The sequence below is a fragment of the Pseudomonas sp. CCI3.1 genome, from assembly GCF_034313985.1.
GTDB lineage: Bacteria > Pseudomonadota > Gammaproteobacteria > Pseudomonadales > Pseudomonadaceae > Aquipseudomonas > Aquipseudomonas psychrophila.
In genome coordinates this window covers 2,593,646-2,615,794 of record NZ_JAVIWO010000001.1, presented here as the reverse complement: position 1 = coordinate 2,615,794, position 22,149 = coordinate 2,593,646, and the positions used below count along the sequence as shown (strand labels likewise).

General features: G+C 59.6%; 14 protein-coding genes. 9 read left to right on the top strand and 5 right to left on the bottom strand.

Annotated features, from left to right (window positions below):
- Nucleotides 1-958 precede the first annotated feature (958 nt).
- Nucleotides 959-2,602 (bottom strand): response regulator, encoded by a 1,644-nt coding sequence (locus tag RGV06_RS11965; protein ID WP_019825853.1) that lies wholly within the window; start codon nucleotides 2,600-2,602, stop codon nucleotides 959-961.
- Nucleotides 2,603-2,868: 266 nt separating this feature from the next.
- Here RGV06_RS11965 and RGV06_RS11960 point away from each other — a divergent pair, with 266 nt between their 5' ends.
- The 4 genes from RGV06_RS11960 to speA all read left to right on the top strand — a co-directional run bounded on the left by RGV06_RS11960 (nucleotide 2,869) and on the right by speA (nucleotide 7,269).
- Nucleotides 2,869-3,936, top strand: a complete 1,068-nt coding sequence (locus tag RGV06_RS11960; protein WP_322150069.1) for a DUF2333 family protein — start codon at nucleotides 2,869-2,871, stop codon at nucleotides 3,934-3,936.
- 3 nt (nucleotides 3,937-3,939) lie between these two features.
- On the top strand, nucleotides 3,940-4,482 hold the full coding sequence (locus RGV06_RS11955; protein ID WP_048352195.1) for an NUDIX hydrolase: 543 nt from the start codon (nucleotides 3,940-3,942) through the stop codon (nucleotides 4,480-4,482).
- Between the two features lie 288 nt (nucleotides 4,483-4,770).
- Nucleotides 4,771-5,142, top strand: coding sequence for a translation initiation factor Sui1 (locus tag RGV06_RS11950; protein ID WP_019825846.1), 372 nt, complete (start codon nucleotides 4,771-4,773; stop codon nucleotides 5,140-5,142).
- 207 nt (nucleotides 5,143-5,349) lie between these two features.
- Nucleotides 5,350-7,269: an arginine decarboxylase gene (speA, locus tag RGV06_RS11945; protein WP_019825845.1), complete on the top strand. Its 1,920-nt coding sequence runs from the start codon at nucleotides 5,350-5,352 to the stop codon at nucleotides 7,267-7,269.
- 78 nt (nucleotides 7,270-7,347) lie between these two features.
- On the opposite strand, the gene RGV06_RS11940 is transcribed toward speA, so the two are convergent.
- Complete coding sequence (locus RGV06_RS11940) at nucleotides 7,348-8,691, bottom strand: MATE family efflux transporter (protein WP_046810398.1); 1,344 nt, start codon at nucleotides 8,689-8,691, stop codon at nucleotides 7,348-7,350.
- 194 nt (nucleotides 8,692-8,885) lie between these two features.
- On the opposite strand from RGV06_RS11940, the gene RGV06_RS11935 reads away from it, so the two are divergent.
- The gene (locus RGV06_RS11935; protein ID WP_322150065.1) at nucleotides 8,886-13,775 is read left to right on the top strand and encodes an alpha-2-macroglobulin family protein; all 4,890 of its coding nucleotides are present in this window, start codon (nucleotides 8,886-8,888) and stop codon (nucleotides 13,773-13,775) included.
- A gap of 113 nt (nucleotides 13,776-13,888) precedes the next feature.
- Here RGV06_RS11935 and RGV06_RS11930 read toward each other — a convergent pair whose 3' ends face one another.
- A complete protein-coding gene (locus RGV06_RS11930) occupies nucleotides 13,889-14,182 on the bottom strand; it encodes a hypothetical protein (protein ID WP_019825839.1) in 294 nt (97 codons plus the stop codon).
- An 83-nt stretch (nucleotides 14,183-14,265) separates the two neighbouring features.
- On the opposite strand from RGV06_RS11930, the gene pbpC reads away from it, so the two are divergent.
- The 3 genes from pbpC to RGV06_RS11915 all read left to right on the top strand — a co-directional run bounded on the left by pbpC (nucleotide 14,266) and on the right by RGV06_RS11915 (nucleotide 20,139).
- Nucleotides 14,266-16,602, top strand: coding sequence for a peptidoglycan glycosyltransferase PbpC (gene pbpC, locus RGV06_RS11925; protein WP_322150064.1), 2,337 nt, complete (start codon nucleotides 14,266-14,268; stop codon nucleotides 16,600-16,602).
- Between the two features lie 320 nt (nucleotides 16,603-16,922).
- Nucleotides 16,923-18,266 (top strand): collagen-like triple helix repeat-containing protein, encoded by a 1,344-nt coding sequence (locus tag RGV06_RS11920; protein WP_322150063.1) that lies wholly within the window; start codon nucleotides 16,923-16,925, stop codon nucleotides 18,264-18,266.
- Nucleotides 18,267-18,456: 190 nt separating this feature from the next.
- Nucleotides 18,457-20,139, top strand: a complete 1,683-nt coding sequence (locus RGV06_RS11915; RefSeq protein ID WP_019825836.1) for a ShlB/FhaC/HecB family hemolysin secretion/activation protein — start codon at nucleotides 18,457-18,459, stop codon at nucleotides 20,137-20,139.
- A 60-nt stretch (nucleotides 20,140-20,199) separates the two neighbouring features.
- Here RGV06_RS11915 and RGV06_RS11910 read toward each other — a convergent pair whose 3' ends face one another.
- Nucleotides 20,200-20,613, bottom strand: coding sequence for a response regulator (locus RGV06_RS11910; RefSeq protein ID WP_046810395.1), 414 nt, complete (start codon nucleotides 20,611-20,613; stop codon nucleotides 20,200-20,202).
- A gap of 22 nt (nucleotides 20,614-20,635) precedes the next feature.
- The gene (locus RGV06_RS11905) at nucleotides 20,636-20,866 is read right to left on the bottom strand and encodes a Flp family type IVb pilin (protein WP_322150060.1); all 231 of its coding nucleotides are present in this window, start codon (nucleotides 20,864-20,866) and stop codon (nucleotides 20,636-20,638) included.
- Between the two features lie 335 nt (nucleotides 20,867-21,201).
- On the opposite strand from RGV06_RS11905, the gene cpaB reads away from it, so the two are divergent.
- Nucleotides 21,202-22,137 carry a Flp pilus assembly protein CpaB gene (cpaB, locus tag RGV06_RS11900; protein ID WP_322150059.1) on the top strand — a complete coding sequence of 312 codons (936 nt, stop codon included), beginning with the start codon at nucleotides 21,202-21,204 and terminating at the stop codon, nucleotides 22,135-22,137.
- Nucleotides 22,138-22,149 lie beyond the last annotated feature (12 nt).

Genomic DNA, 22,149 nt, shown 5'->3' with positions numbered 1-22,149 from the left:
TGTTCTGCGCGTACCACGGGCTCCAGTTCGGCTATGGCTTGCTGCACGGCGTCGAGTTTTAGATGGGTGGCAGCGCTGAGTTGAGCGCGTTGTTCGATCTGGTTCTGAGTGCGCTTGAGTTCGGCCGGGTAGCGGCTCAACAGGCTGTTGAGTTCGCGCTTGAGACCAATCCCGGCGTCTTCGGCCTGGGCTGTGGCGGCGGATTCAAGCCCCATCATGGCGGCAAAGTCGTCGGTGCCCGAAGCGCTGTTGCTGCTCACACCGAGCAGGGGCAAGGCTTCGATTTGTCTGGCCTGGCGCTCAATGCCGTCCAGTTCACGCTCCACGTCGCCGGCCAGTTCACTGCGCCCGCTGCTGACCAGTTTGTCGCGGCCAAGAGACAGCTTGGCCAAGTGTTGCGAGGCGCCAAACAACAAAGGCAGATAGGCGCGGGCCTGCGGTGAAGCCCCATCGCTGGCGTACTGACTGAGTTGTTCGAGGCTGGCGCCCAGCTCGCGTTCGGCTTGCAGCAGTAAGGCCTGTGGATCACCGGCCAATTTACCGGCGGCCAGTAATTGCGTGTTGCTGTAGGTGCTCAGGTTTTCAAGGCTGGGGCGCAGCGCATCAGCCAGTGCCGGTGGTAAAGGCTCGAGTTCGGTCTTGAGCGTGTCCAGGGCGCTGTTGGCATCACTCAGGCGCAGGGCATCGCCGCTGGCTAGGTAGTCTTCGATGTTGCGTGCCACTTTATTCTGGAACTGCTGTGAGAGGCTGAGGTAGCGCTCCATCAACAGGAAAGGCCGTTCCAGTGCCTGTTGAGACCACCACAAGGTTGCGCCAAGGGCGAGGCACACGGCGACCAGCAACAGTGTATTGAGGTTGGTTAGCAGCTTCAGGCGCATGTGGAATGTTGCCTACGACACAGTCAGAAGCGGCAGAAGTTATTGCACTTACGTTACAGCGGTGTGACGGGAAGCGGGGGTTACGAGCAAATAGTGGCAATTGGCCTTATGTGGGAGAACCGCTGCACTTGATTGCGGCCGCTGTTCTTGGCCCGGTACAGCGCCTCGTCGGCCTGGGAGGCCATCAGCAGGCTGTCGGCCTCGCCCTGCATTTGCACCACGCCGGCGCTGAACGAGCACGACAGATCTGCTGGCTGGGCGGGGTAATGAATCTCGGAAAAGCGTTGTCGAATCTGATTGAGCACCTTGTAGGCCGACTCTTGATCGGTATCGGGCATCACGATCGCAAACTCTTCACCGCCATATCGGCCAATAAAGTCGGTTTTACGCAGGCGTTGCTTGAGAAACAGCGCCAGACTTTTGATCACCCGGTCGCCCATGGGGTGGCCGTAGCCATCGTTAACGTGTTTGAAGTGATCCAGGTCGAGCATTGCAAAACTCAGGGGGCGATTTTCACGGCGTGCGCGAAAGGTGCAGTCTTCGAGCAATTGCAGGATATGGGTGTGGTTATAAAGCCCGGTCAGGCTGTCACGCACCATTCGCGCCTTGAGGTGGCGGGCGCGAGCGGCGCGGTTGCGCACTGTGGTGATCAGATGGCGGGGCTGGATGGGTTTGGTCAGGAAATCATCACCGCCTTCACTCATGGCATCGAGTTGCTTGTCCATGTCGTCTTCGGCAGACAGGTAAATGATCGGCACACTCACATAACGGTCGTTATGGCGGATGACTTTGGCCAGTTCGGTACCTGTACAGCTGGGCATATACATATCGAGGATGATCAGGTCCGGCTGAAAGTCTGCAAGCTCGGCCATGGTCTGAATCGGGTCGATCAGGGTGCGGGTGACAATGCCTGCGCCATTGAGCAAGCGTTCGGTGTGCAGCGCCTGTGCTCGGGAGTCGTCAATAATCAGCACTTTGTATGGCTCGTACTGAGCGACACAGGTCAGCACCTCGATTTTTTCCATCAGGCTTGAGGCTTCGAGGGTGCCGGTCATAAACGCTTGCCCGCCTGCGCGCACGGCGGCCAGGCGCGTCGGGGTATCGGTTTCATGCAGGCTGAAAAACAGCAGCGGCAGCTTTTGCTCCAGGCCGACCTGTGCTTCAGCAGCCAGTTCCAGACCCAGGCCCGGACCGCCAAAATCAACGTCCATCACAATGGCGGCCGGATGGCGCTCGGCCATGGCGTGGCGAAAGGCGGTCGGGCTGCTGAACGCTTGTGCCGTAAGCTCGAAAAACTCCAGTTGCCTGGCCAGGCGGTCCGCCCGTTCCAGATCCAGCAGCAGGATATACACCGGCTTGCGCAGCGCAGGCAGGCGGATGTTGGCGTCTACATCGCCCTGGCGCAGGCCGGTGCGCGACAGACGCTGCATCAAACGGTTGAGCTCAGTGATGAGCTGGCTGCTCAGGCGGCTCTGATTGGCGGCCATGTCTTGCAGCGCAACGTTGATCGCCCGGGCCAGCTCGGTGTGCTCCGGCTGTTCAAAGCGTTTGGCAAACCGCAGCAGGCGCAAGTTGGCGTCGTCGAGTTCAGCCAGGCTGGTAGGCGACCATTCATTGGCTTGTAAACGTTGCCAGAGCTCAAGGATCTGGCGTGCCTGATGCGTGACCCGCTGGGCAAAGTGATTTTTCAGGCGTTCGCGACTGGGGTCTTCTTGCTCTGTCATATCCTGGCTGCTGGTTAGGGAGCATGCTGAAATTGAATAGTGGCTCTATGCTAGCAGCTCGTTTCAAATGTTCGAGTTTCTCCTTGAAATTAACTCACGGGCAGCCATTTTGCCCATCGTCTGCGTGCTTGTTCTATAGTGCCGGGCGTAAATGGCCCCTGCGTTACGGCAGGAAGCCTGGCCTGGATTTAAAAGCGTGCCCCCAAGGCACGATGGGTTAGGGTTGTGGTCGAACCGTTGAATCAAGCATATGAAAGGACATAGCCATGCTGGACTGGAAAAAACGTGAGGGCAGTGCCCGCGAGTCGGTCAAAGAGACGAAAACACAGTCGCGTGGCTATTTCAAAAGCATTCTGCTGAGCCGCTCGATCGCGGTCCTGGTGGCGATTTTTATCGTGGTGAACCTGGGCGTGGGCTGGTACTGGAGCCAGGAACCGGACCTGTTCCCTGTGCAGCAAAACGCCCAGCTGGCGGCCGAGAAAGAAGGCAAGCAGATGGTGCCGGGCTTTACCACCGTCGAAACCCTCAAGACCGTGGCCGGTACATTACTCAGCAAATCGGGTGGTTACCTGTCCAATGACCGTCTTCCACCGGGCATTTTTCTGGACAACATCCCAAGCTGGGAATACGGCGTTCTGGTGCAAGTGCGCGACCTGACCCGAGCCTTGCGTAAAGACTTCGCCCGCTCGCAGTCGCAATCGGCGGAAGACGCGGACCTGGCCAAGGCCGAGCCGCGCTTCAACTTCGACAACAAGAGCTGGATGTTGCCGTCCAGCGAGTCTGAATATCAGGAAGGCATTAACTCCCTGAGCCGCTATCAGGCGCGTCTGTCTGACCCTAATCAGAAAAACGCACTGTTCTATGCCCGCGCCGATAACCTGAATAACTGGCTGGGCGATGTGGGCACGCGGTTGGGTTCGTTGTCGCAACGCCTGTCGGCCAGTGTCGGGCGGGTAAAGCTTAATAGCGCCTTGAAGACTGAGTCCTTGCAACCTGGCCAGGTGCCGGTGGTTGACGAAGAAGTGGTCGAAACACCGTGGATGCAGATCGATAACGTGTTCTACGAAGCACGTGGCCAAGCCTGGGCCTTGTCGCACTTGCTGCGGGCCATTGAAGTGGACTTCGCCGATGTACTGGCCAAGAAGAACGCTACGGTGAGTGTGCGTCAGATCATCCGCGAGCTGGAAGCGGCTCAAGAGCCGGTCTGGAGCCCAATGATCCTGAACGGCAGCGGCTATGGCGTTCTGGCTAACCACTCGCTGGTCATGGCCAACTACATTTCCCGCGCCAACGCGGCGGTCATGGACCTTCGTCAATTGCTGTCGCAAGGCTAAGCGATGGTTATTTCAGCTTTGGAGGCCGCACACCGTGCGGCCTCTGATGTCGAGCAAGTTGCCTGGGTCGATCGTGATGATCGTTTGCTGGGCGCACTGCCGCGCCACGAATTGCGAGAACGCGGCCTGATCGGGCGCGGAACCTTCATCCTATTATTCAACTCTGCCGGCGAGCTGTGTGTGCATCAGCGCACCCTCAGCAAAGCGCTTTACCCGGGTTTTTGGGACGTGGCGGCGGGTGGAATGGTCGGCCTGGATGAAACCTATGCCGAGTCGGCGGCCCGTGAGCTGGCCGAGGAACTGGGAGTCAGTGGTGTAACGCTGACGGCCCATGAGCGGTTTTACTTTGAAGGCCCGCAAAACCATCTGTGGTGCGCGGTGTTTTCGGCCGTGTGGGACGGCCCCTTGCAGGTTCAACCCGAAGAAGTTCAGCAGGCCTGCTTCATGCCTGTGGACGAGGCGCTGCGCTTGAGTACGCAACAGGACTACTGCCCTGATTCACTGGATGCACTCAAGCGTTATCTGGCTCAGATCAACACGCTGTAGATCGCTGCACAGCTGCCCTGGTGGGAGCGAGCCTGCTCGCGAATGCTGTTCGCGAGCAGGCTCGCTCCCACGGTTGAAGGTCATGTGGCCCTTGCGATGACTTTTGCGCCGATTGGCTATTGGGCAGCAGCGATTTTGTCGTTACACTGCGCGACCTTTTTCAGGCTCAGGCGGTTTACCCGCCTGAGTTGCGCTGCCCCTGCCAGAGTGGGGCTTCGCGGTCGGTATCCCTTGGCGCAACAGCGCCATGCACCGGCCAATTATTTGTCCTCCGAATGAGGATTGCCGGTGGCCAAAAAAGCCGCATCCTTCGCCGCCCTTGGTGGCCTGGTATTTTCCACCGACGCAGGTCGTCATTGTCCGGACTGTCGCCAGCCGGTGGACGCCTGTACCTGCAAACAAACCCTGATCCCCGAAGGTGATGGCATTGCCCGCGTGCGTCGCGAAAGCAAAGGCCGTGGCGGCAAGACGGTGACGACCATCACCGGTGTGCCGCTGGCTGAAGACGCGCTCAAGGAACTGGCCACGACGTTGAAAAAACGCTGTGGCACGGGTGGTGCCTTGAAAGACGGCATCATCGAAATCCAGGGCGATCACGTCGAACTGTTGCTTGGCGAGTTGATCAAGCACGGGTTCAAAGCCAAGAAATCCGGCGGCTAGCAGCCTCTGTGAAAACCACCGCATAGCCGATCTGACGCCCCTGAGGGCTGGCCAGATCGTGCTCGCCATGGTTTTCACAGAGCCTGTTATCACGGGTTTCTAAACTCGGCGCTGTTGTCAGGGTCTGACTAATCGTCACTTTCACACTTTAGACTGCGCCAGCCTGCTTTCAGGCTGGGCTATTTGACTTATTTATAGGGGACTTCGATGTCCGTACGACGCACACGCAAAGACGATGGCAGCCAATGGACAGTTGCGGACAGCCGCAGCGTTTATGGGATTCGCCATTGGGGGGCCGGGTATTTCGCGATCAATGAAGCCGGTCGCGTAGAAGTCCGTCCGAACGGCCCGAACAGCTCGCCCATCGATCTGTACGAGCAGGTCGACGAACTGCGCAAAAACAGCGGCTTGTCCTTGCCGTTGCTGGTGCGTTTCCCGGATATCCTGCAAGACCGTGTACGCCAGTTGACCGGTGCCTTCGATGCCAATATCGAGCGCCTGGAATACCAGAGCAAGTACACCGCGCTGTACCCGATCAAGGTCAACCAGCAAGAAGCGGTGATCGAAAACATCATCGCCACCAAAGACGTGTCCATTGGTCTTGAAGCCGGCTCCAAGCCTGAGCTGCTGGCCGTGCTGGCGCTGGCCCCCAAGGGCGGCACCATCGTCTGCAACGGTTACAAGGATCGCGAGTTCATCCGTCTGGCACTGATGGGCCAGAAGCTGGGCCACAACGTCTTTATCGTGATCGAGAAAGAATCCGAAGTAGACCTGGTGATCGAAGAAGCGGCCTCGCTCAAGGTCAAGCCACAGGTGGGTCTGCGCGTGCGTCTGTCCTCTCTTGCCTCGAGCAAGTGGGCTGACACGGGCGGTGAGAAATCCAAGTTCGGTCTGTCTGCCGCGCAGCTGCTGTCGGTGGTTGAGCGTTTCCGCACTGCCGGTCTGGACCAGGGCATCCGTCTGTTGCACTTCCACATGGGCTCGCAGATCGCCAACCTGGCGGACTACCAGCACGGCTTCAAGGAAGCGATCCGTTACTACGGCGAACTGCGCAACCTGGGCCTGCCGGTCGACCACATCGACGTGGGCGGCGGTCTGGGCGTGGACTACGACGGTACGCACTCGCGCAACGCCAGCTCGATCAACTACGACATGGACGATTACGCCGGTGTGGTCGTGGGTATGCTCAAAGAGTTCTGCGACGCGCAAAACCTGCCGCATCCCAACATTTTTTCTGAAAGCGGCCGTTCCCTGACCGCGCACCACGCCATGCTGGTGGTGCAAGTGACCGACGTCGAGAAACACAACGACGACGTGCCGGTTATCGAGAACAAGGAAAGCCTGCCGGAAACCGTGCAATGGCTGGTTGACCTGCTGGGTCCGACCGACATCGAAATGGTCACCGAAACCTACTGGCGTGCAACGCACTACATGAGCGATATCGCTGCCCAGTACGCCGACGGCAAGATCAACCTGGCTGAAAAAGCCTTGGCCGAGCAGTGCTACTTCGCGGTGTGCCGTCGCCTGCACAACTCGTTGAAAGCGCGTCAGCGTTCCCACCGTCAGGTGCTGGACGAGCTCAACGACAAGCTGGCAGACAAGTACATCTGCAACTTCTCCGTGTTCCAGAGCCTGCCGGACACCTGGGCGATTGGCCAGGTATTGCCGATCCTGCCGCTGCACCGTCTCAATGAAGAGCCGCTGCGTCGCGCCGTGCTGCAAGACCTGACCTGTGACTCGGACGGCAAGATCAAGCAATACGTTGACGAGCAGAGCATCGAAACCAGCCTGCCGGTTCACGGGCTGAACGAAGGCGAAGACTACCTGCTGGGTATCTTCCTGGTGGGCGCGTACCAGGAAATTCTGGGTGACATGCACAACCTGTTCGGTGATACCGACTCGGTAAACATCTACCAGAACGCCGATGGCAGTGTGTATCACGCCGGTATCGAGACCCACGACACCATTGAAGACATGCTGCGCTATGTGCACTTGTCGCCTGAAGAGCTGATGAACCACTACCGCGACAAAGTGGCCAGCGCCAACATCAGCGTTAAAGAGCGTGCCCAGTACCTGGACGCGCTGCGTCTTGGCCTGACCCGTTCGTCGTACCTGTCGAGCCACTGATTGCCCGACACAGTCGCCGCTGACTGAACAACGCTGCCTCCTGCACTGCAGGGGGCAGCGTTTTTTTTTGCCCGGGTTTCAGGCGCCGAACCATTGATCCTTGCGCTGCATTCTCCAGGCGTAAACGCCCAGGGTCAGGCTGCGCAGCACCATGAACAGCAGGAAACTTATCCACAGCCCGTGGTTACCATAGCCGTGCAGCGCCCAGGCGACGGGGAAGGCGATGATCACGCTGATGACCATTGCATTACGCATTTCCCGGGCACGGGTGGCCCCAATAAACAGCCCGTCGAGCAAATAACTCCACACCGCAATCAGCGGCAGCAGTGCCAGATACGGCAGGTACTGATAGGCCGTTTCGCGCACGCTGGGGATATCGCTTTGCATCTCGATAAACAGGTGACCGCCAAACAGGAACAGCAGCGCAAACGCGAGGCTGGCCAACATTGACCAGCCGCAGGCCACCACCATCGAACGGCGTAACGCATTGCGGTCCCGGGCGCCGATAGCATGCCCGCACAAGGCCTCGACAGCATGGGCCAGGCCGTCCAGGGCATGGGCAGCCAGCAGCAGGCCATTGAGCAACAATGCATTGGCCGCCACCGTTGAGTCCCCCAGACGAGCCCCCTGCAAGGTGATGGCAAAAAACACCGATTGCAGCATCAGGCTTCGGATAAAAATATCGCGGTTGACCCCCAGCAATGGCTTCCAGTTATTCCAGAGGCGCAATGCGGCCCATGCCAGGGTGCCGGGAAACGTGCGCAATGCGCCGCGAGTCAGCCACAGGCCGAGCAGGGCGCCGCTCCACTCGGCAATGACCGAAGCCCGCGCCGAACCGACCACGCCCCAGTCCAGACCGAGTACAAACCACAGGTTAAGCGCGATATTGACCAGGTTGGTGGTCAGCAGAATCCCCAGCGGTGCGCGGGCGTTTTGCGTGCCCAAAAACCAGCCCACCAGCGCATAGCTGGCCAATGCGGCGGGCAAGCCAAACAGGCGGGTATGGAAAAAATCCAGGGTCAGGGCGTGCAGCTCGGCCGAGGGTTGCATCAAGCTCAATGCGACCCCGCTGAACGGAATCGCGATGGCCCCCAGCAGCATCGACAGCACAGCACTGAGCAACAAGCCCTGCACTAGAATTTGCCGCAGTGCGGCGCCATCCCCACGCCCCGCGGCCTGAGCGGAGAACCCGGTGGTGCCCATGCGCAAGAAGCCCATCATCCAGGCCAGGAAGATGTACAGGCTGGCGCCCACCGCCACTGCGCCCAGCTGATGGGCGTGAGGCAAATGGCCAATGACCGTACTGTCGACCAGTGCCACCAGTGGCACAGAGATATTCGACAAAATCATCGGCGCCGCCAGTGCCCACACCCGGCGATGGGTAGGGCGGTCGCGCCAGTCGGCTAATAGAGAAGATGACATGCAGGCTCCTTTGGGGAGCGCGATTGTAACCTGTGAGAGCGTGCTTGCTCGCGCTGCAGGCAGCACGGTGTGTCAGACCAGCCGCAGTGATGCCATCGTGAGCAAGCCCGCTCCCACAATCAGACCAGTGTGCCTGTGGTTCCTCACCGGCTGCTATATAGTCGCCCCTTACCTGCCCCGTAAACGAGAACACCATGCTTAACAAAGGATTGTTCCTGGCCTGCACGCTTGCGCTGTTGAGCGCTTGCGATTCTTCAAGCGTCGACAAGCCCGCCGCGCCGACCGTTGCTGCGACCCAGCCGGACAAGCCGGTGCAGGACGTCAAGGTTCTGGCCGAGCGCTACGCCGGGCGTGAGTTAAGTGTGGTGGATGTGTCCGAGGTGCAACTGGACGGTGCCAGCACCTTGTCCGTGAGCTTTTCGGTGCCGCTCAATCCTGAGCAGAACTTCGCGGACAAGCTGCACCTGGTAGACGCCAAGACCGGCAAGGTCGATGGCGCCTGGGAGCTGTCGGATAACCTGATGGAGCTGCGCCTGCGCCATCTGGAGCCTCAGCGCAAACTGATCCTCACCGTCGACCCCGGCCTGCGTGCCGTCAATGACGCCACGTTGGCCGCCGAATACATCAGCCGCCTTGAAACCCGTGACCTGCAACCCACGGTCGGCTTCGCCAGCCGTGGCAACTTGCTGCCTACCCGTCTGGCCGAAGGCTTGCCGGTGATCGCGCTGAACGTCGACAAGGTGGACGTTGAGTTCTTTCGGGTCAAACCCGAGTCGCTGCCAGCGTTTCTCAGTCAATGGGGACGCAACAGCAGCCTGCAAAGCTACGAAGCCAAGGATCTGCTGAGCATGGCCGATCTGGTGTACGGCGGGCGTTTTGACTTGAACCCGGCGCGCAATACCCGTGAAACCCTGATCTTGCCGACGTCCGGGATCAAGCCGTTGCAGCAGCCGGGGGTGTATCTGGCGGTCATGACCGCGACGGGCAGTTACAACTATTCGACGCCCGCTACCTTGTTCACCCTTAGCGATATCGGCCTTTCGGTACACCGTTATCAGAAGCGCCTGGATGTCTTCACTCAGGCCCTGGAGGGTGGCAGTGCCCTGGGTGATATTGAGCTGGAGCTGCTGGACGGCAAAGGCCAGATGCTCGGGCAGGGCAAAACCGGTAAAGACGGCCACGCCCAACTGGCGCTGCCACCCAAGGCCGAAGTGCTGGTGGCGCGTCAGGGTGATCAGACCAGCTTGCTGCGCTTGAACACGGCCGCGCTGGACCTGGCCGAATTCGACATCGGGGGTCCGCAAGCGCATCCGCTGCAGTTCTTTGTATTTGGCCCGCGCGACCTGTATCGCCCCGGCGAAACCGTATTGCTCAATGCCTTGCTGCGTGACCGCGATGGCAACCCGGTCAAGCCACAACCGGTCAGCGTTGAAGTGCGTCGCCCGGACGAGCAGGTCAGCCGCAAGTTTGTCTGGTCGCCAGACGCTTCCGGTCTGTATCAGTACCCGTTGCAACTGGCCGCCGAAGCCCCGACCGGCCGCTGGCAACTGGTGTTCGATTTCGGTGACGGCAAGCCACAGCTGTACGAGTTTTTGGTCGAGGACTTCCTGCCCGAGCGCCTGGCGCTGGAGCTCAAGGGCAGCGATACGCCGCTGAGCCCTGAGCAAACCGCTGAAATCCAGGTCAATGGCCGCTACTTGTATGGCGCGCCGGCAGCCGGCAACCGTTTAAGTGGTCAGGTCTATGTGCGGCCATTGCGCGAGGCGGTCAGTGCCTTGCCGGGGTATCAGTTCGGTTCGGTGACAGAACCTGAGCTGACTCAGGACCTGGAACTGGACGAAAGCGTCCTCAATGCCGAAGGCAAGGAAACCATCAGCCTCGAAAGCCAGTGGAGCGATGCCAAATCGCCGTTGCAACTGATTGTGCAGGCCAGTCTGCAAGAGTCGGGTGGGCGGCCGATTACCCGGCGTCTGGTGCAGCCCGTGTGGCCAGCGGATCGTCTGCCGGGTATTCGCGGCCTGTTTGACGGCACTGAAACCGATGGTGATGGCCCGGTTGAATTCGAGCTGCTGGTTGCCGACAGCCAGGGCAACAAGCTGGCCGCCGACGACCTCAAGGTGCGCTTAGTGCGCGAGCGCCGTGACTATTACTGGAACTACTCGGACAGCGATGGCTGGAGCTACCACTACAACGAGAAGTTTCTGAACCTCAATGAGCAAACCCTCAGCCTCAAGGCGGGCGAAACCGCCAAGGTCAGCTTCCCGGTCGAGTGGGGGCCGTATCGCGTTGAAGTTGAAGACCCGAAAACTGGCCTGATCAGCAGCCTGCGCTTCTGGGCCGGTTATCGTGCCCAGGACAACGCCGAAGGCGGCGCCGTGCGACCCGACCAGGTCAAGCTGGCGCTGGACAAGGCTGCGTATGCCGATGGCGATACGGCCAAAGTGACGGTCACACCGCCTGCGGCAGGCAAAGGCTATTTGCTGGTTGAAGGCAGTGACGGCCCATTGTGGTGGGAAGAAATCGAGGTGCCGGCCGAGGGCAAGGTATTCGACATCAAGCTTGATCCACGCTGGGCGCGGCATGACTTGTACATCAGCGCCCTGGTGATTCGCCCGGGTGAGCGCAAGACCAACATCACTCCCAAGCGTGCCGTGGGCGTGCTGCATTTGCCGATCGATCGCAGCCAGCGCAAGCTTGCGCTCACGCTCGATGCCCCCGAGAAAATGCGCCCCAAGCAGCCATTGACGGTGAAAATCCACGCTAAAAACGCCGATGGCAGCATCCCCAAGCAAGCTCACGTGTTACTGGCTGCAGTGGATGTGGGCGTGCTCAACATCACCGAATACCCGACCCCCGATCCATTCGCCAGCCTGTTTGGGCGCAAGGCCTATGGTGCGGATCAACTGGACATCTACGGGCAATTGATCGAAGCCGGGCAGGGCCGCTTGGCCAGTCTGGCGTTTGGGGGGGATGCGGCGCTGGCCAAGGGCGGCAAGCGGCCCGCCACCAGCGTGACCATCGTGGCGCTGCAAAGCGCACCGGTGACCCTCAACGAGCAGGGCGAAGGCGAAGTCAGTGTGGATATTCCTGACTTCAACGGCGAACTGCGTTTGATGGCTCAAGCCTGGACCGATGATCGTTATGGCATGGCCGAGGCCAAAACCGTGGTCGCGGCGCCTTTGGTGGCCGAGCTGGCCGCACCGCGCTTTTTGGCAGGTGGCGACGAGACAAGGCTGGCGCTGGATGTGTCCAACCTCACCGACAAGCCGCAAACGCTGCGCGTGAAGCTCAACACCGAAGGTCAACTGAGCCTGCAGGGTGACGCGACACAAAGCGTGACGCTCAGCCCCGGCCAGCGCAGTACCTTGCAGGTGCCGGTCAAGGCGCTGGGCGGGTATGGCACCGGCGTGGTCAACGTGACGGTCAATGGCCTGGACCTGCCGGGTGAAACCCTGGCGCCTTTTACCCGCCAATGGACTCTGGGCGTGCGCCCGGCGTATCCGGCCCTGCTTAAACATTACCGTGCGGTACTTAACGACCAGCCGTGGAGCCTGCCTGAGGCCGAGTTGCAAGCCTTTGAGCCGGCCGGGCGTGAAGCCCTGATCAGCCTGTCGAGCCGTCCGCCGCTGAACCTGGGCGAGCAGATCCGGGCGCTCAAGGCCTACCCCTACGGCTGCTCCGAGCAGACCACCAGCGGCCTGTACCCGGCGCTGTACGCCGATGCGGCGTTGCTCAAGCGGCTGGGCCTGGAAGGCGAGCCGGACGCGGAGCGCAAACGCAACATCGAGCTCGGTATCGAACGCCTGCTGGGCATGCAGCGTTACAACGGCAGTTTTGGCCTGTGGGGCGCGGACGGTCAGGAGGAGTATTGGCTTACTGCCTATGTCACCGACTTCTTGCTGCGTGCACGGGATCAAGGCTACGCCGTGCCGCCCGAAGCGCTTAAAAAGGCCAGCGAGCGTTTGCTGCGTTATGTGCAAGAACGCAATTTGATCGAGGCCGACTACAGCGAAAACCTCGATCACACCCGCTTTGCCGTGCAGGCCTATGCTGCGTTGGTTCTGGCTCGCAGCCAGCAAGCGCCGCTGGGTGCCTTGCGCAGCATTTTTGAGCGGCGTAGCGATGCCCTTTCCGGTCTGCCGTTGGTGCAGTTGTCGATTGCCTTGCAGAAAATGGGCGATCAGCCACGAGCGGATCAGGCGCTGGTGGCAGGCCTGGCGGTGCCCCGTAAAGCCGATCAGTGGCTGGGCGACTACGGCAGCCCGCTGCGTGATCAGGCGCTGATTCTGGCCTTGCTGGAAGAAAACAACGTGATGGCCGGGCAGCGCGAGCAACGGCTGTTCGACCTGTCCGATCAATTGGCGGCGAGCCAGTGGCTGTCGACCCAGGAGCGCAACGCGCTGTTTCTCGCCGGTCGTGATCTGCTGAGCAAGCCTGAGGCCAACTGGACAGCCCTGCTCACCAGTGGTGACCAGACCCGTGAGCTGAACAACGCCCAGTCGGGCCTCAAACTCGATGGGCCGCTGCTGGCGTCACCCCTGACCCTGCGCAATGAAGGCAGCGCGCCGGTTTATCAACAACTGACGATTTCGGGTTATCCACAGCAAGCCCCGGCGGCGGGCGGTGAGAACATGAGCATCCGCCGGGACTACCTGGGCATGAACGGGGAACCCTTGAACCTCAAAGCCCTGAAAAGTGGTGATCTGGTGTTGGTGCACCTGGCCGTGACGGCCAAGCAGCAGGTGCCGGATGCGCTGGTGGTCGATTTGCTGCCGGCGGGCCTGGAGCTTGAGAACCAGAACCTGGGCCAAAGCGCCGCCAGCCTTGAAAACGCCAGTACTCAGGTCAAGCAATGGCGCGAGTCGATGCAAAATGCCAGCGTGCAGCACCAGGAATACCGGGATGATCGTTATGTGGCGGCATTGAAACTGGATGGCTACGGCACCACGCACCTGCTGTACCTGGCCCGTGCCGTGACCCCAGGCACCTACCGCGTCCCCCCGCCGCAAGTGGAGTCGATGTACCGCCCCAACTGGCAGGCCGTGGGTGAAACACCGGGGGACATGGTAATCAAGGGTCGCTGACCGGTGTGGGAGCGGGCTTGATCGCGATGGCGATGACGCGGTGTAACCGTCAAACCGCGGCGACTCTTTCGCGAGCAAGCCCGCTCCCACAGGCGTGAGGGGGGGATGGCTGCTCAGTTGATGATCCAGCTCAGCACCCACAGCCCCAACAGCAGCCAGATCACTCCACCGATGACCGAGGCGCGCATAAAGGCGCGCACGGCGTTGTATAAAAACAGCAAGCCGATGATCAGCACCGCGATGCTGATGATCGAGGTGTCCATACCCAGCGCGCGTGCCATGCCTTCGACAAAGCTGCTGCCCGCCTCGGTGATGGCGCCGAACAGGCCGCTCAGGCTCTCGACGATAAAACGAACCAGTGTGCCCAGCCAGAGGCCAAGATTTCCGATAAAACTTTCGACGTGCATGGTCATGTTCCGATGAGTAAGGTGGCCACTGTGCCAGATTAGGCATCCATTCATGCCGCAAGTTGCGTAGAGAGTGAGAGTCAGTGGGGGCAAGGATCAAAAAAATAGCGGGATGGGCACTCGGTGGCCTGCTGCTGGTGTGCGTATTGCTGTGGGCGGCGGACAGGACCTGGCCCTTGCCCTTGCCCCGGGATGATCTGGCTCGCGTGGTATTGGCTGAAGACGGCACGCCCTTGTGGCGGTTTGCCGATGCCAATGGCGTGTGGCGCTATCCGGTGCACACCACTGAAGTATCGCCGTTGTATCTGGATGCTTTGCTGACCTACGAAGACCGCTGGTTTTTTCAACATCCCGGCATCAACCCTTTGGCGCTGGGCCGTGCGGCCTGGCAGAACCTGACGGGCGGACGGGTGTTGTCAGGCGGCAGCACCTTGTCGATGCAGGTTGCGCGTTTGCTTGATCCCCATGAACGCACGCTGCCCGGCAAACTGCGTCAGCTGTGGCGCACGGCGCAGCTGGAATGGCACTTGTCCAAGGACCAGATACTCACGCTGTACCTCAATCGGGCTCCGTTCGGCGGCACCTTGCAGGGTGTCGCGGCAGCCAGTTGGGCGTATCTGGGCAAGTCGCCGCGTCAGCTCACCCATTCCGAGGCGGCGTTGCTCGCTGTGCTGCCCCAGGCACCGAGCCGCTTGCGGCCCGACCGTCACCCGGAGCGGGCGCAAGTGGCGCGGGACAAGGTGTTGCGCCGCTTGACCGAGTACCAGGTATGGCCGCAATCAGCTGTGGCCGAGGCGCTGGAAGAACCCTTGTTGCTGGCGCCGCGTCTGGAACCAAGCCTGGCGCCGTTGCTGGCGCGGCGGCTCAACCGCCCGGACAGCCCGCCGCTGATCCGCACCACGATTGACGCCAGCTTGCAGCGTCGTCTCGAAGACTTGCTGCTGGGCTGGCGCGCCCGTCTCCCTGATCACACATCGGCCGCCATCGTGGTGGTCGAGACCGAAAACATGGCGGTACGGGCCTATCTGGGGTCGGTAGATATCAACGATGCGCGGCGCTTTGGCCATGTCGACATGATCACCGCCATGCGCTCGCCGGGCTCCACCCTCAAGCCGTTTTTGTACGGCATGGCAATGGATGCGGGGCTGATCCACTCCGAGTCGCTGCTGCAGGATGTGCCTCGGCGCTATGGCGATTACCGGCCGGGTAATTTCTCCATGGGCTTTAGCGGGCCGGTCTCTGCCAGTGCGGCGCTGGTGACTTCGCTGAACTTGCCTGCCGTGCAGTTGTTGGAGGCGTATGGCCCCAAGCGCTTTGCCGCCGATATGCGTAACGGTGGAGTGCCGTTGAGCCTGCCGGCACTCGCGGAACCCAACCTGGCGCTGATTCTGGGGGGCGCGGGCAGTCGCCTGGAAGATCTGGTCAGCGGCTACAGCGCCCTGGCGCGAGAGGGGCGCAGTGCTAATTTGCGCCTGCAGCCGAGTGATGGAATACACGAGCGACGCTTGCTGTCGCCGGGGGCTGCGTGGGTTATCCGGCGTATTCTGAGCGGTCAGGCACGCCCGGACCGTGACCCTCACGCGGATCTGGTGCAGCGCCCGTTGCTGGCCTGGAAGACCGGTACCAGCTATGGCTTTCGTGATGCGCTGGCGATCGGGGTGGGGCCGCGTTACTTGATCGGGGTGTGGATCGGCCGTCCGGATGGCACACCGGTGCCGGGGCAATTTGGTCTGGCGTCGGCAGCGCCCTTGATGCTGCAAGTGCATGATGTGCTGAGCAACCGCGACAGCCAGCGCGGGATCGTCGCGCCGGTGCACGCGGTACCGGAGAGCGTCGGGGTGGCTGCGATTTGCTGGCCATTGGGCCAGCCCCTGAACAAGAGCGACCCCAATTGCCGTCGCCAACGCTTTGCCTGGACGCTGGATCACACCACCCCCCCGACCTTGCTGGCGGCGGATCAACCATTGGGTGTGGGCCTCAAGGAAACAATCCGGGTCAACCCGCAGGGCCTTCGTGTTGGGCCGCAATGTCCTGAAGCTCAGCTGCGCGAGGTGGCGTTGTGGCCTGCGCCGCTTGAGCCGTGGCTGCCGCGAGTTGAGCGCTCGGCGGCGCGATTGCCAGCAGCCTCCACGCAATGCCCTCCACCGGCCTTGAGTGCGGTTACACCGCTGTCGATTGTCGGAGTGCGCGACGGTGATCGCCTGCGTCGTCCTGCTGCGAGCCAGGCCTTGCTGCGATTGGCGATATCGACCCTGGGCGGAGAGGGACGGCGCTGGTGGTTCATTAACGGGGCCCCCTTGGGAGACAGCACCGGGCACGAGGTCTTCAATACCACGCTGGAGCAAGCAGGACGTTATGAACTCAGTGTGCTTGATGAGAGCGGGCAAACGGCCCGGGTTGAATTCAGTGTGGTGGAGTGAGGTACTCAACGAGTGTTTCTGAGGGATAAGGATCTCCTGCAACACAGTTAATTGTAGGTATACCTAAAGTAGGGTTGTGGAGGGGCGTGTTTTGTCGGGCGGGCGATAGCCTTGATAAATAACGTTTTTTAATAACTTCTTAAACCAAAAGTATTAGCTCTTAAGCGAGGTTCGGGCCTCTTTATATAAGGGGTTAATACCAAGTTGTGAATTGTTTGATAAGGCCCTTGAGGTTGTTATGTCACCAACGGATGAATGTATCCCTGACGCAGAGCAGGGAACTTTCGAACTCAGGTGTAACAGGTGCAAGGGAATTAATCATGAACACTCAACTGTGGTTTAAAACCAGTACAGCTTTATTGTTGGTCATGTCTGTCGGTCTGGCTGGCTGCAGCAGCGGTGGCGGCGGCTCCAAAAGCTATGTGACTACAACCAATACTGATTCGGGCGGCGGTGCAGACGGCGGCACGGGTGGTACCGGCGGTACTGGTGGCACAGGCGGTACTGGTGGCACAGGTGGTACAGGTGGCACGGGCGGCACCGGTGGTGGGGGTACTGGCGGTACCGGTGGTACAGGTAGTACACCTCTGGTTACTGGCCAGGTGATAGGACAAGTCGGTACCGCCCTGGGTGGTGTGGGTACTACCGTCAGCAGCCTGGGCACTGCCCTGACCCCCGTGCCGGTAGTCGGTACCCTGGGTGGCGGCCTGGTGGTCAAGACTGGCGATGCCGTGTCCTCTGTCACCACTGGCCTGACTAATGGCCTGGGTTCGCTGGGTACAGACAAAAACTCCCTCGGTATTACCGTAGCGGGCGCAACCAATGCTGTCAGCGAGGTGGGTAAAGGCGTCTCGTCCGTCGGCACGGGCCTGAGCACTGTGCTCGATAACACGCCTATCAGCCAGATCCCGCTGGCCGGCGGGCTGGTGGGTAAAGTGACCGACACCACAGGTGGCCTGGTCAATAAAGTGGGCACAACCGTGACCATGCTGGGCAACACACTGACCACCGACGTGAACAGTGGCAAATTGGGCAAGGTGACTGGGGGCGTGAACGACAAGGTGCTGGTGCCGGTTATTTCCCTGGTAGAAAACGTTACAGGCAAAGTGGGTACCACCACAGGTCTCGGGGCCCCCGTGGATGGTCTGCTGACCAAGGTCGGTGGCACCGTTGGCGGTCTCGGCACCAAGGTGTCGACAACCGGCGACAAAAATCCGGTGACCTCGCTGGTAGGTGGCGTGCTGGTGGGCGTGGGCGGCGCGGTTGACAAGGCTGGCGGCCTGCTGAACCCGGCGACCAACACGGGCACAGGTGCAGGTCTGGGTGGCGGTCTTGGCGGCTTGCTGGGTCTGGGTGCAAGCACGGGTAATGGTACCGGTGCGGGCACTGGCGCAGGCCTTGGCGGTGGTCTTGGTGGTCTGTTGGGTGCAGGTGCAAGCACAGGTGGCGGTGCAAGTGCTGGTGTAGGTCTGGGCGGCTTGTTGGGTGTTGGCGCAAGCACGGGTGGCAGCACCGGTGCAGGTGCAGGTCTGAGCGGCGGTCTTGGCGGCTTGTTGGGGGCAGGCGCAAGCACGGGTGGTAACAACACGGGTGCAAATACAGGTCTGGGTGGTGCTCTTGGGGGAGTGCTGGGTGGGCTGGGCAATCTGGGCAAGAAAAACTGACGATTAATTGCACCTGGCCGGTTCGACGGCCGTACCTACAGCGCCTACGCTTGGTTGGGACGAGAGATTCAGATGAGTCTCTCGTCTTTTTTCATGTGCAGGTTTTAGGACTGATGCTCGGGTAGCTTCACGGATCAATCAAAGATGAAGCCCCCCTCGTTATGCCGCTGTTGTGAACATGGAGTGTCATATGCGTAATTACGTACCTTTTTTGTTGCTGGCACTGACCCCGTATGCGGGTGCCGAGTCGCTTCCGCGCTTTCTCAATAGCAACGACAGCATGCAAACCTTGCCCACGCCCAACTTGCCAGTGGATGCCTATCGTCCGCCTGCGCCTGCGCTGGAATTGCCCAAGCCGGCAACGGGCGAGGCTCAACCCTTGGTGATGGGCACGCGCCTGACCATTCGCAAGTTGCAAATCGAAGGCGGCACGATTTACCCGCTGCCTGAGTTGGGGGCGGCGTTCAAATCGCTGCTGGGCCATGAGATCACCTTGGGCCAATTGATCGAGGCGACTCGCAGCATCACCCAGCGTTACCAGGACGATGGCTACTTATTGTCTTACGCGTTTTTGCCACAGCAGGACTTCGATCAGGGCCTGGTGCGTGTGGTGCTTGTCGAAGGCTATGTGAGCGATTACCAGATTGACGGGGACATAGGGCGGGTCAAAGGTTTTGTTGATGAACTGGTAGACAAGATCAAGGGCGAGCGCCCACTGACCCGTAAAACATTTGATCGCTACAGCACGCTGATGAGCCGGATTCCCGGTGTAACCCTGCAGGCGCAAGTTCCGCCGCCGGGCACCACTGACGGCGCATCGACACTGCGTGTCAGTGCCAGCCGCAAACCGTTCACCACCAGCATGAGCCTTGTCGAAGGCAGCCGTAGCAGTACTCAGGCCCTGTTCGGGGCCACCAGCAACTCGCAAACAGCCATGGCTGAACAGTTGACCCTGAGCGGGTTGTTCCCACCGGGTCGCGACAAGGAGCACTACTACCGTCTCGATTACAGCCAGTACCTGAATGCCGAAGGTACTCAGCTGAGCGTGTATGGTTCCAGTTATCGCAGTGACCCGAGCACCAGCATTGCTACAAATGATGGCTTTGAGCTTAAGCCTCACCGCGAGAATGACCGCTTTTCGATTGGCGTCAGCCACCCCTTGATTGCCGCGCCGGATCAATGGCTCAGCGCCGGCGCCCGGTTGTATGGCGTCAACGACAACACAGACTACGAGATCGTCGGCTACGGGCAAACCATCAGCGAAAAAACCAACGTACGCGCTCTGGCGTTTGAAGGTGACTGGCGCAAGTCCGATGCCAGGCAGTTGCGTATTGTCAGTGCCGGTCTGTACCAAGGGATAGACGGGATGGGCGCCAAGAGCGAAACCAATCTGACCAGCAGTCGTTATGATCTGGACTTCTTCCGTTTGCGTTTGTCGGGCGTGCAGAGCGACAGTTACTTTGACAACTGGCAAGGCGTGGTATCGGGTGCGGTGTACTGGAGTGATGACACGCTGCCTGACAGCGAGCGTGCCGTGTTCGGCGGGCAGAACTTCGGCCGGGGTTATCCGGATGACCAGGCATCGGGAGACAAGGGCTGGGGTGTGGCCTACGAGCTGAACTACAGCTTTAACCGCGATGGTGAGTGGGTCAAGTTGCTGCAGCCCTATGCGATCGTGGATCGGGCCAAGGCCTGGTACAACGAACTGCCATTAAAAGGCTCGGACATGTCCTCGGCAGCACTGGGGTTGCGTTTTGGTGATAAACGCTACTACAACATTGCCCTGGAAGTTGCCAAACCCATGTCGGATATCGCGTTGGACAGTTTTAACCGCAAGCCGCGTTATACACTAAGTTTTAGCTATCAGTTATAAACTTTATATATAAAAAACCCGCAGTGCTAACTAAGGCTGCGGGGTTTTTATGGGTGGGTTTTAGGTGCTGGCCAGCTGTAGGTGGGCAGGTTTTGGAAAGAGATTTTCGAGGGTGTCGAGCAGGCGCACGTGGTAGATGGGTTTGCGAAACAGATCCAGTACCTGCAATCTCAGCAGGTCGCTGACATCGCTCATATCGGCGTGCCCTGAGATGACAATCACCGGTAAATGCTGGCGCGATGTGTGCTCGCGCAGGCGCCTGATCAGCGCAATACCGCTTTCCTCCGGCATGCGCAGGTCAGTGATGACCAGCGCAATGTCCGGATGTTGGGTCAACTGCAAAAGGGCGAGTTTGACTGATGTTGCCGTAAAGCAACAAAAGCCCTCGCCCTCAAGCAGTTCGGCCAACTCCAGCAGTGCGTCCTCTTCGTCATCCACCAGAAGCAGTTGTTGCCGTGATGGGGAGAGGGGCATGTTAAAAACTCACTTTGACCTGTTATGGAGCTGTTACCGGCTTGTTTAGGCCAGTTGTTATCGTCGTGAAAATAGTTGATACAGCTTTTTGTACGTCTGGTGAAAGTCCAGCAATAACCACTGCGACCATCGCAGCAATAATCGCATACTCAATGCCCGATGCACCCTCTGTCCTTTTAATAAATAACTTGGTCTGGCGCGCCAGAAAGACTTGTGCAGGTACATACACTTTCAGAACAGTATTTAACATCATCTGACTTCTCCTTGAGTGCACCGGGTCGGGCACTGCGTAACAATGGTGCAGGTTGATCTCCATCTGCCATCATAGGATTGGCAATAAATCACTTCCTTACAACTGTAACAATGGACTAATCACAAAGTATTAATCCAAATACGCCTTTTAAAAAATGTGTGCTAAATCAAACTATTCACAATTAATTAGAGCTTTTTAGTTTCACTAATGGCATTTTGCTTCGACTGGGCTATTTTTAAATAGCGAATGGTTGCAACAGCGTTATTGGTTTATAGCTGCCTGATTGTGAATGGGTTTTTTAGTCTGCCGTGCGCAGTGGAAAAGGGAGTTTGTGCATGAACAATCGACGCAGTTTAATACTGGCCGCCCTATTATTTGTAGGGGCAATTGCCGCTGGTTACTGGGGGCTGGTATTGAGTCGACAGCAGCCGATCGCCGAAGTTCCGGTGACCCAGGTTGTGGAGCAGGGTGTAGCAGCAGCTGAAGACACGACTCGCCAGTCGGTGGTGGTACTGGCCCGCGATGTACCCCCGAATGTGGCCTTGACGGCCGAAGACCTAACCCTCGAAAAATTGCGTACCGCACCTGCAGGCAGTCTCACTGCAATCGATCAGGCGGTGGGTCGTACTCCGTGGCGCAGCATGAGTGCAGGTACCTGGCTCAATGAAAAAAGTTTTGAAATGGGCGGGCCGCTGGCACGCATGATCCGCCCCAATGAGCGCGCATTGGCGGTATCCATCGACGAGGTAGCTGGTGCGGGGGGGCAGTTAACCCCGGGTGATTACGTCGACATTCTGCTGTTCCTGCGTCAGGACACCGGCAACCCCCAGCAATCGGCCCAAGTGGTGTTGCCAGCGGTACGGGTGCTGAGCGTGGGGACTGAGTTGGGCCTGACCAGTGATGGTCAGTTGGCCAGCCCGCCGAAAAATGCTGAAGAAGCACTCAAGCAAGAGCAGGGCCGCATCAATGCGCGCACCGCAGTCCTGGCAGTACCAGACATTCTTCTCAATCAACTGATGCTTGCGACCCAGGCCGGCACGCTTCGCCTTGCCGTACGCAGTGCCGATGAGCAGCGCTTGAGCAAATATTGGGCGGGTGAGCAGGAGTCTTCGACCAACCTTGAGAACGCCAAGCGCAGCCTTTACCAGTTCAACCAGCTATCCCTGACCAGCCCGGCGAGAGCGCCTGTCAGCAGTCCTGCTGGCGCTCCTCGTGTGCGCGGTATTGAAGTTATTCGTGGCAATCAAACGGCTCAGCAGTCGGCCCAATAAAAATCCTTTTCT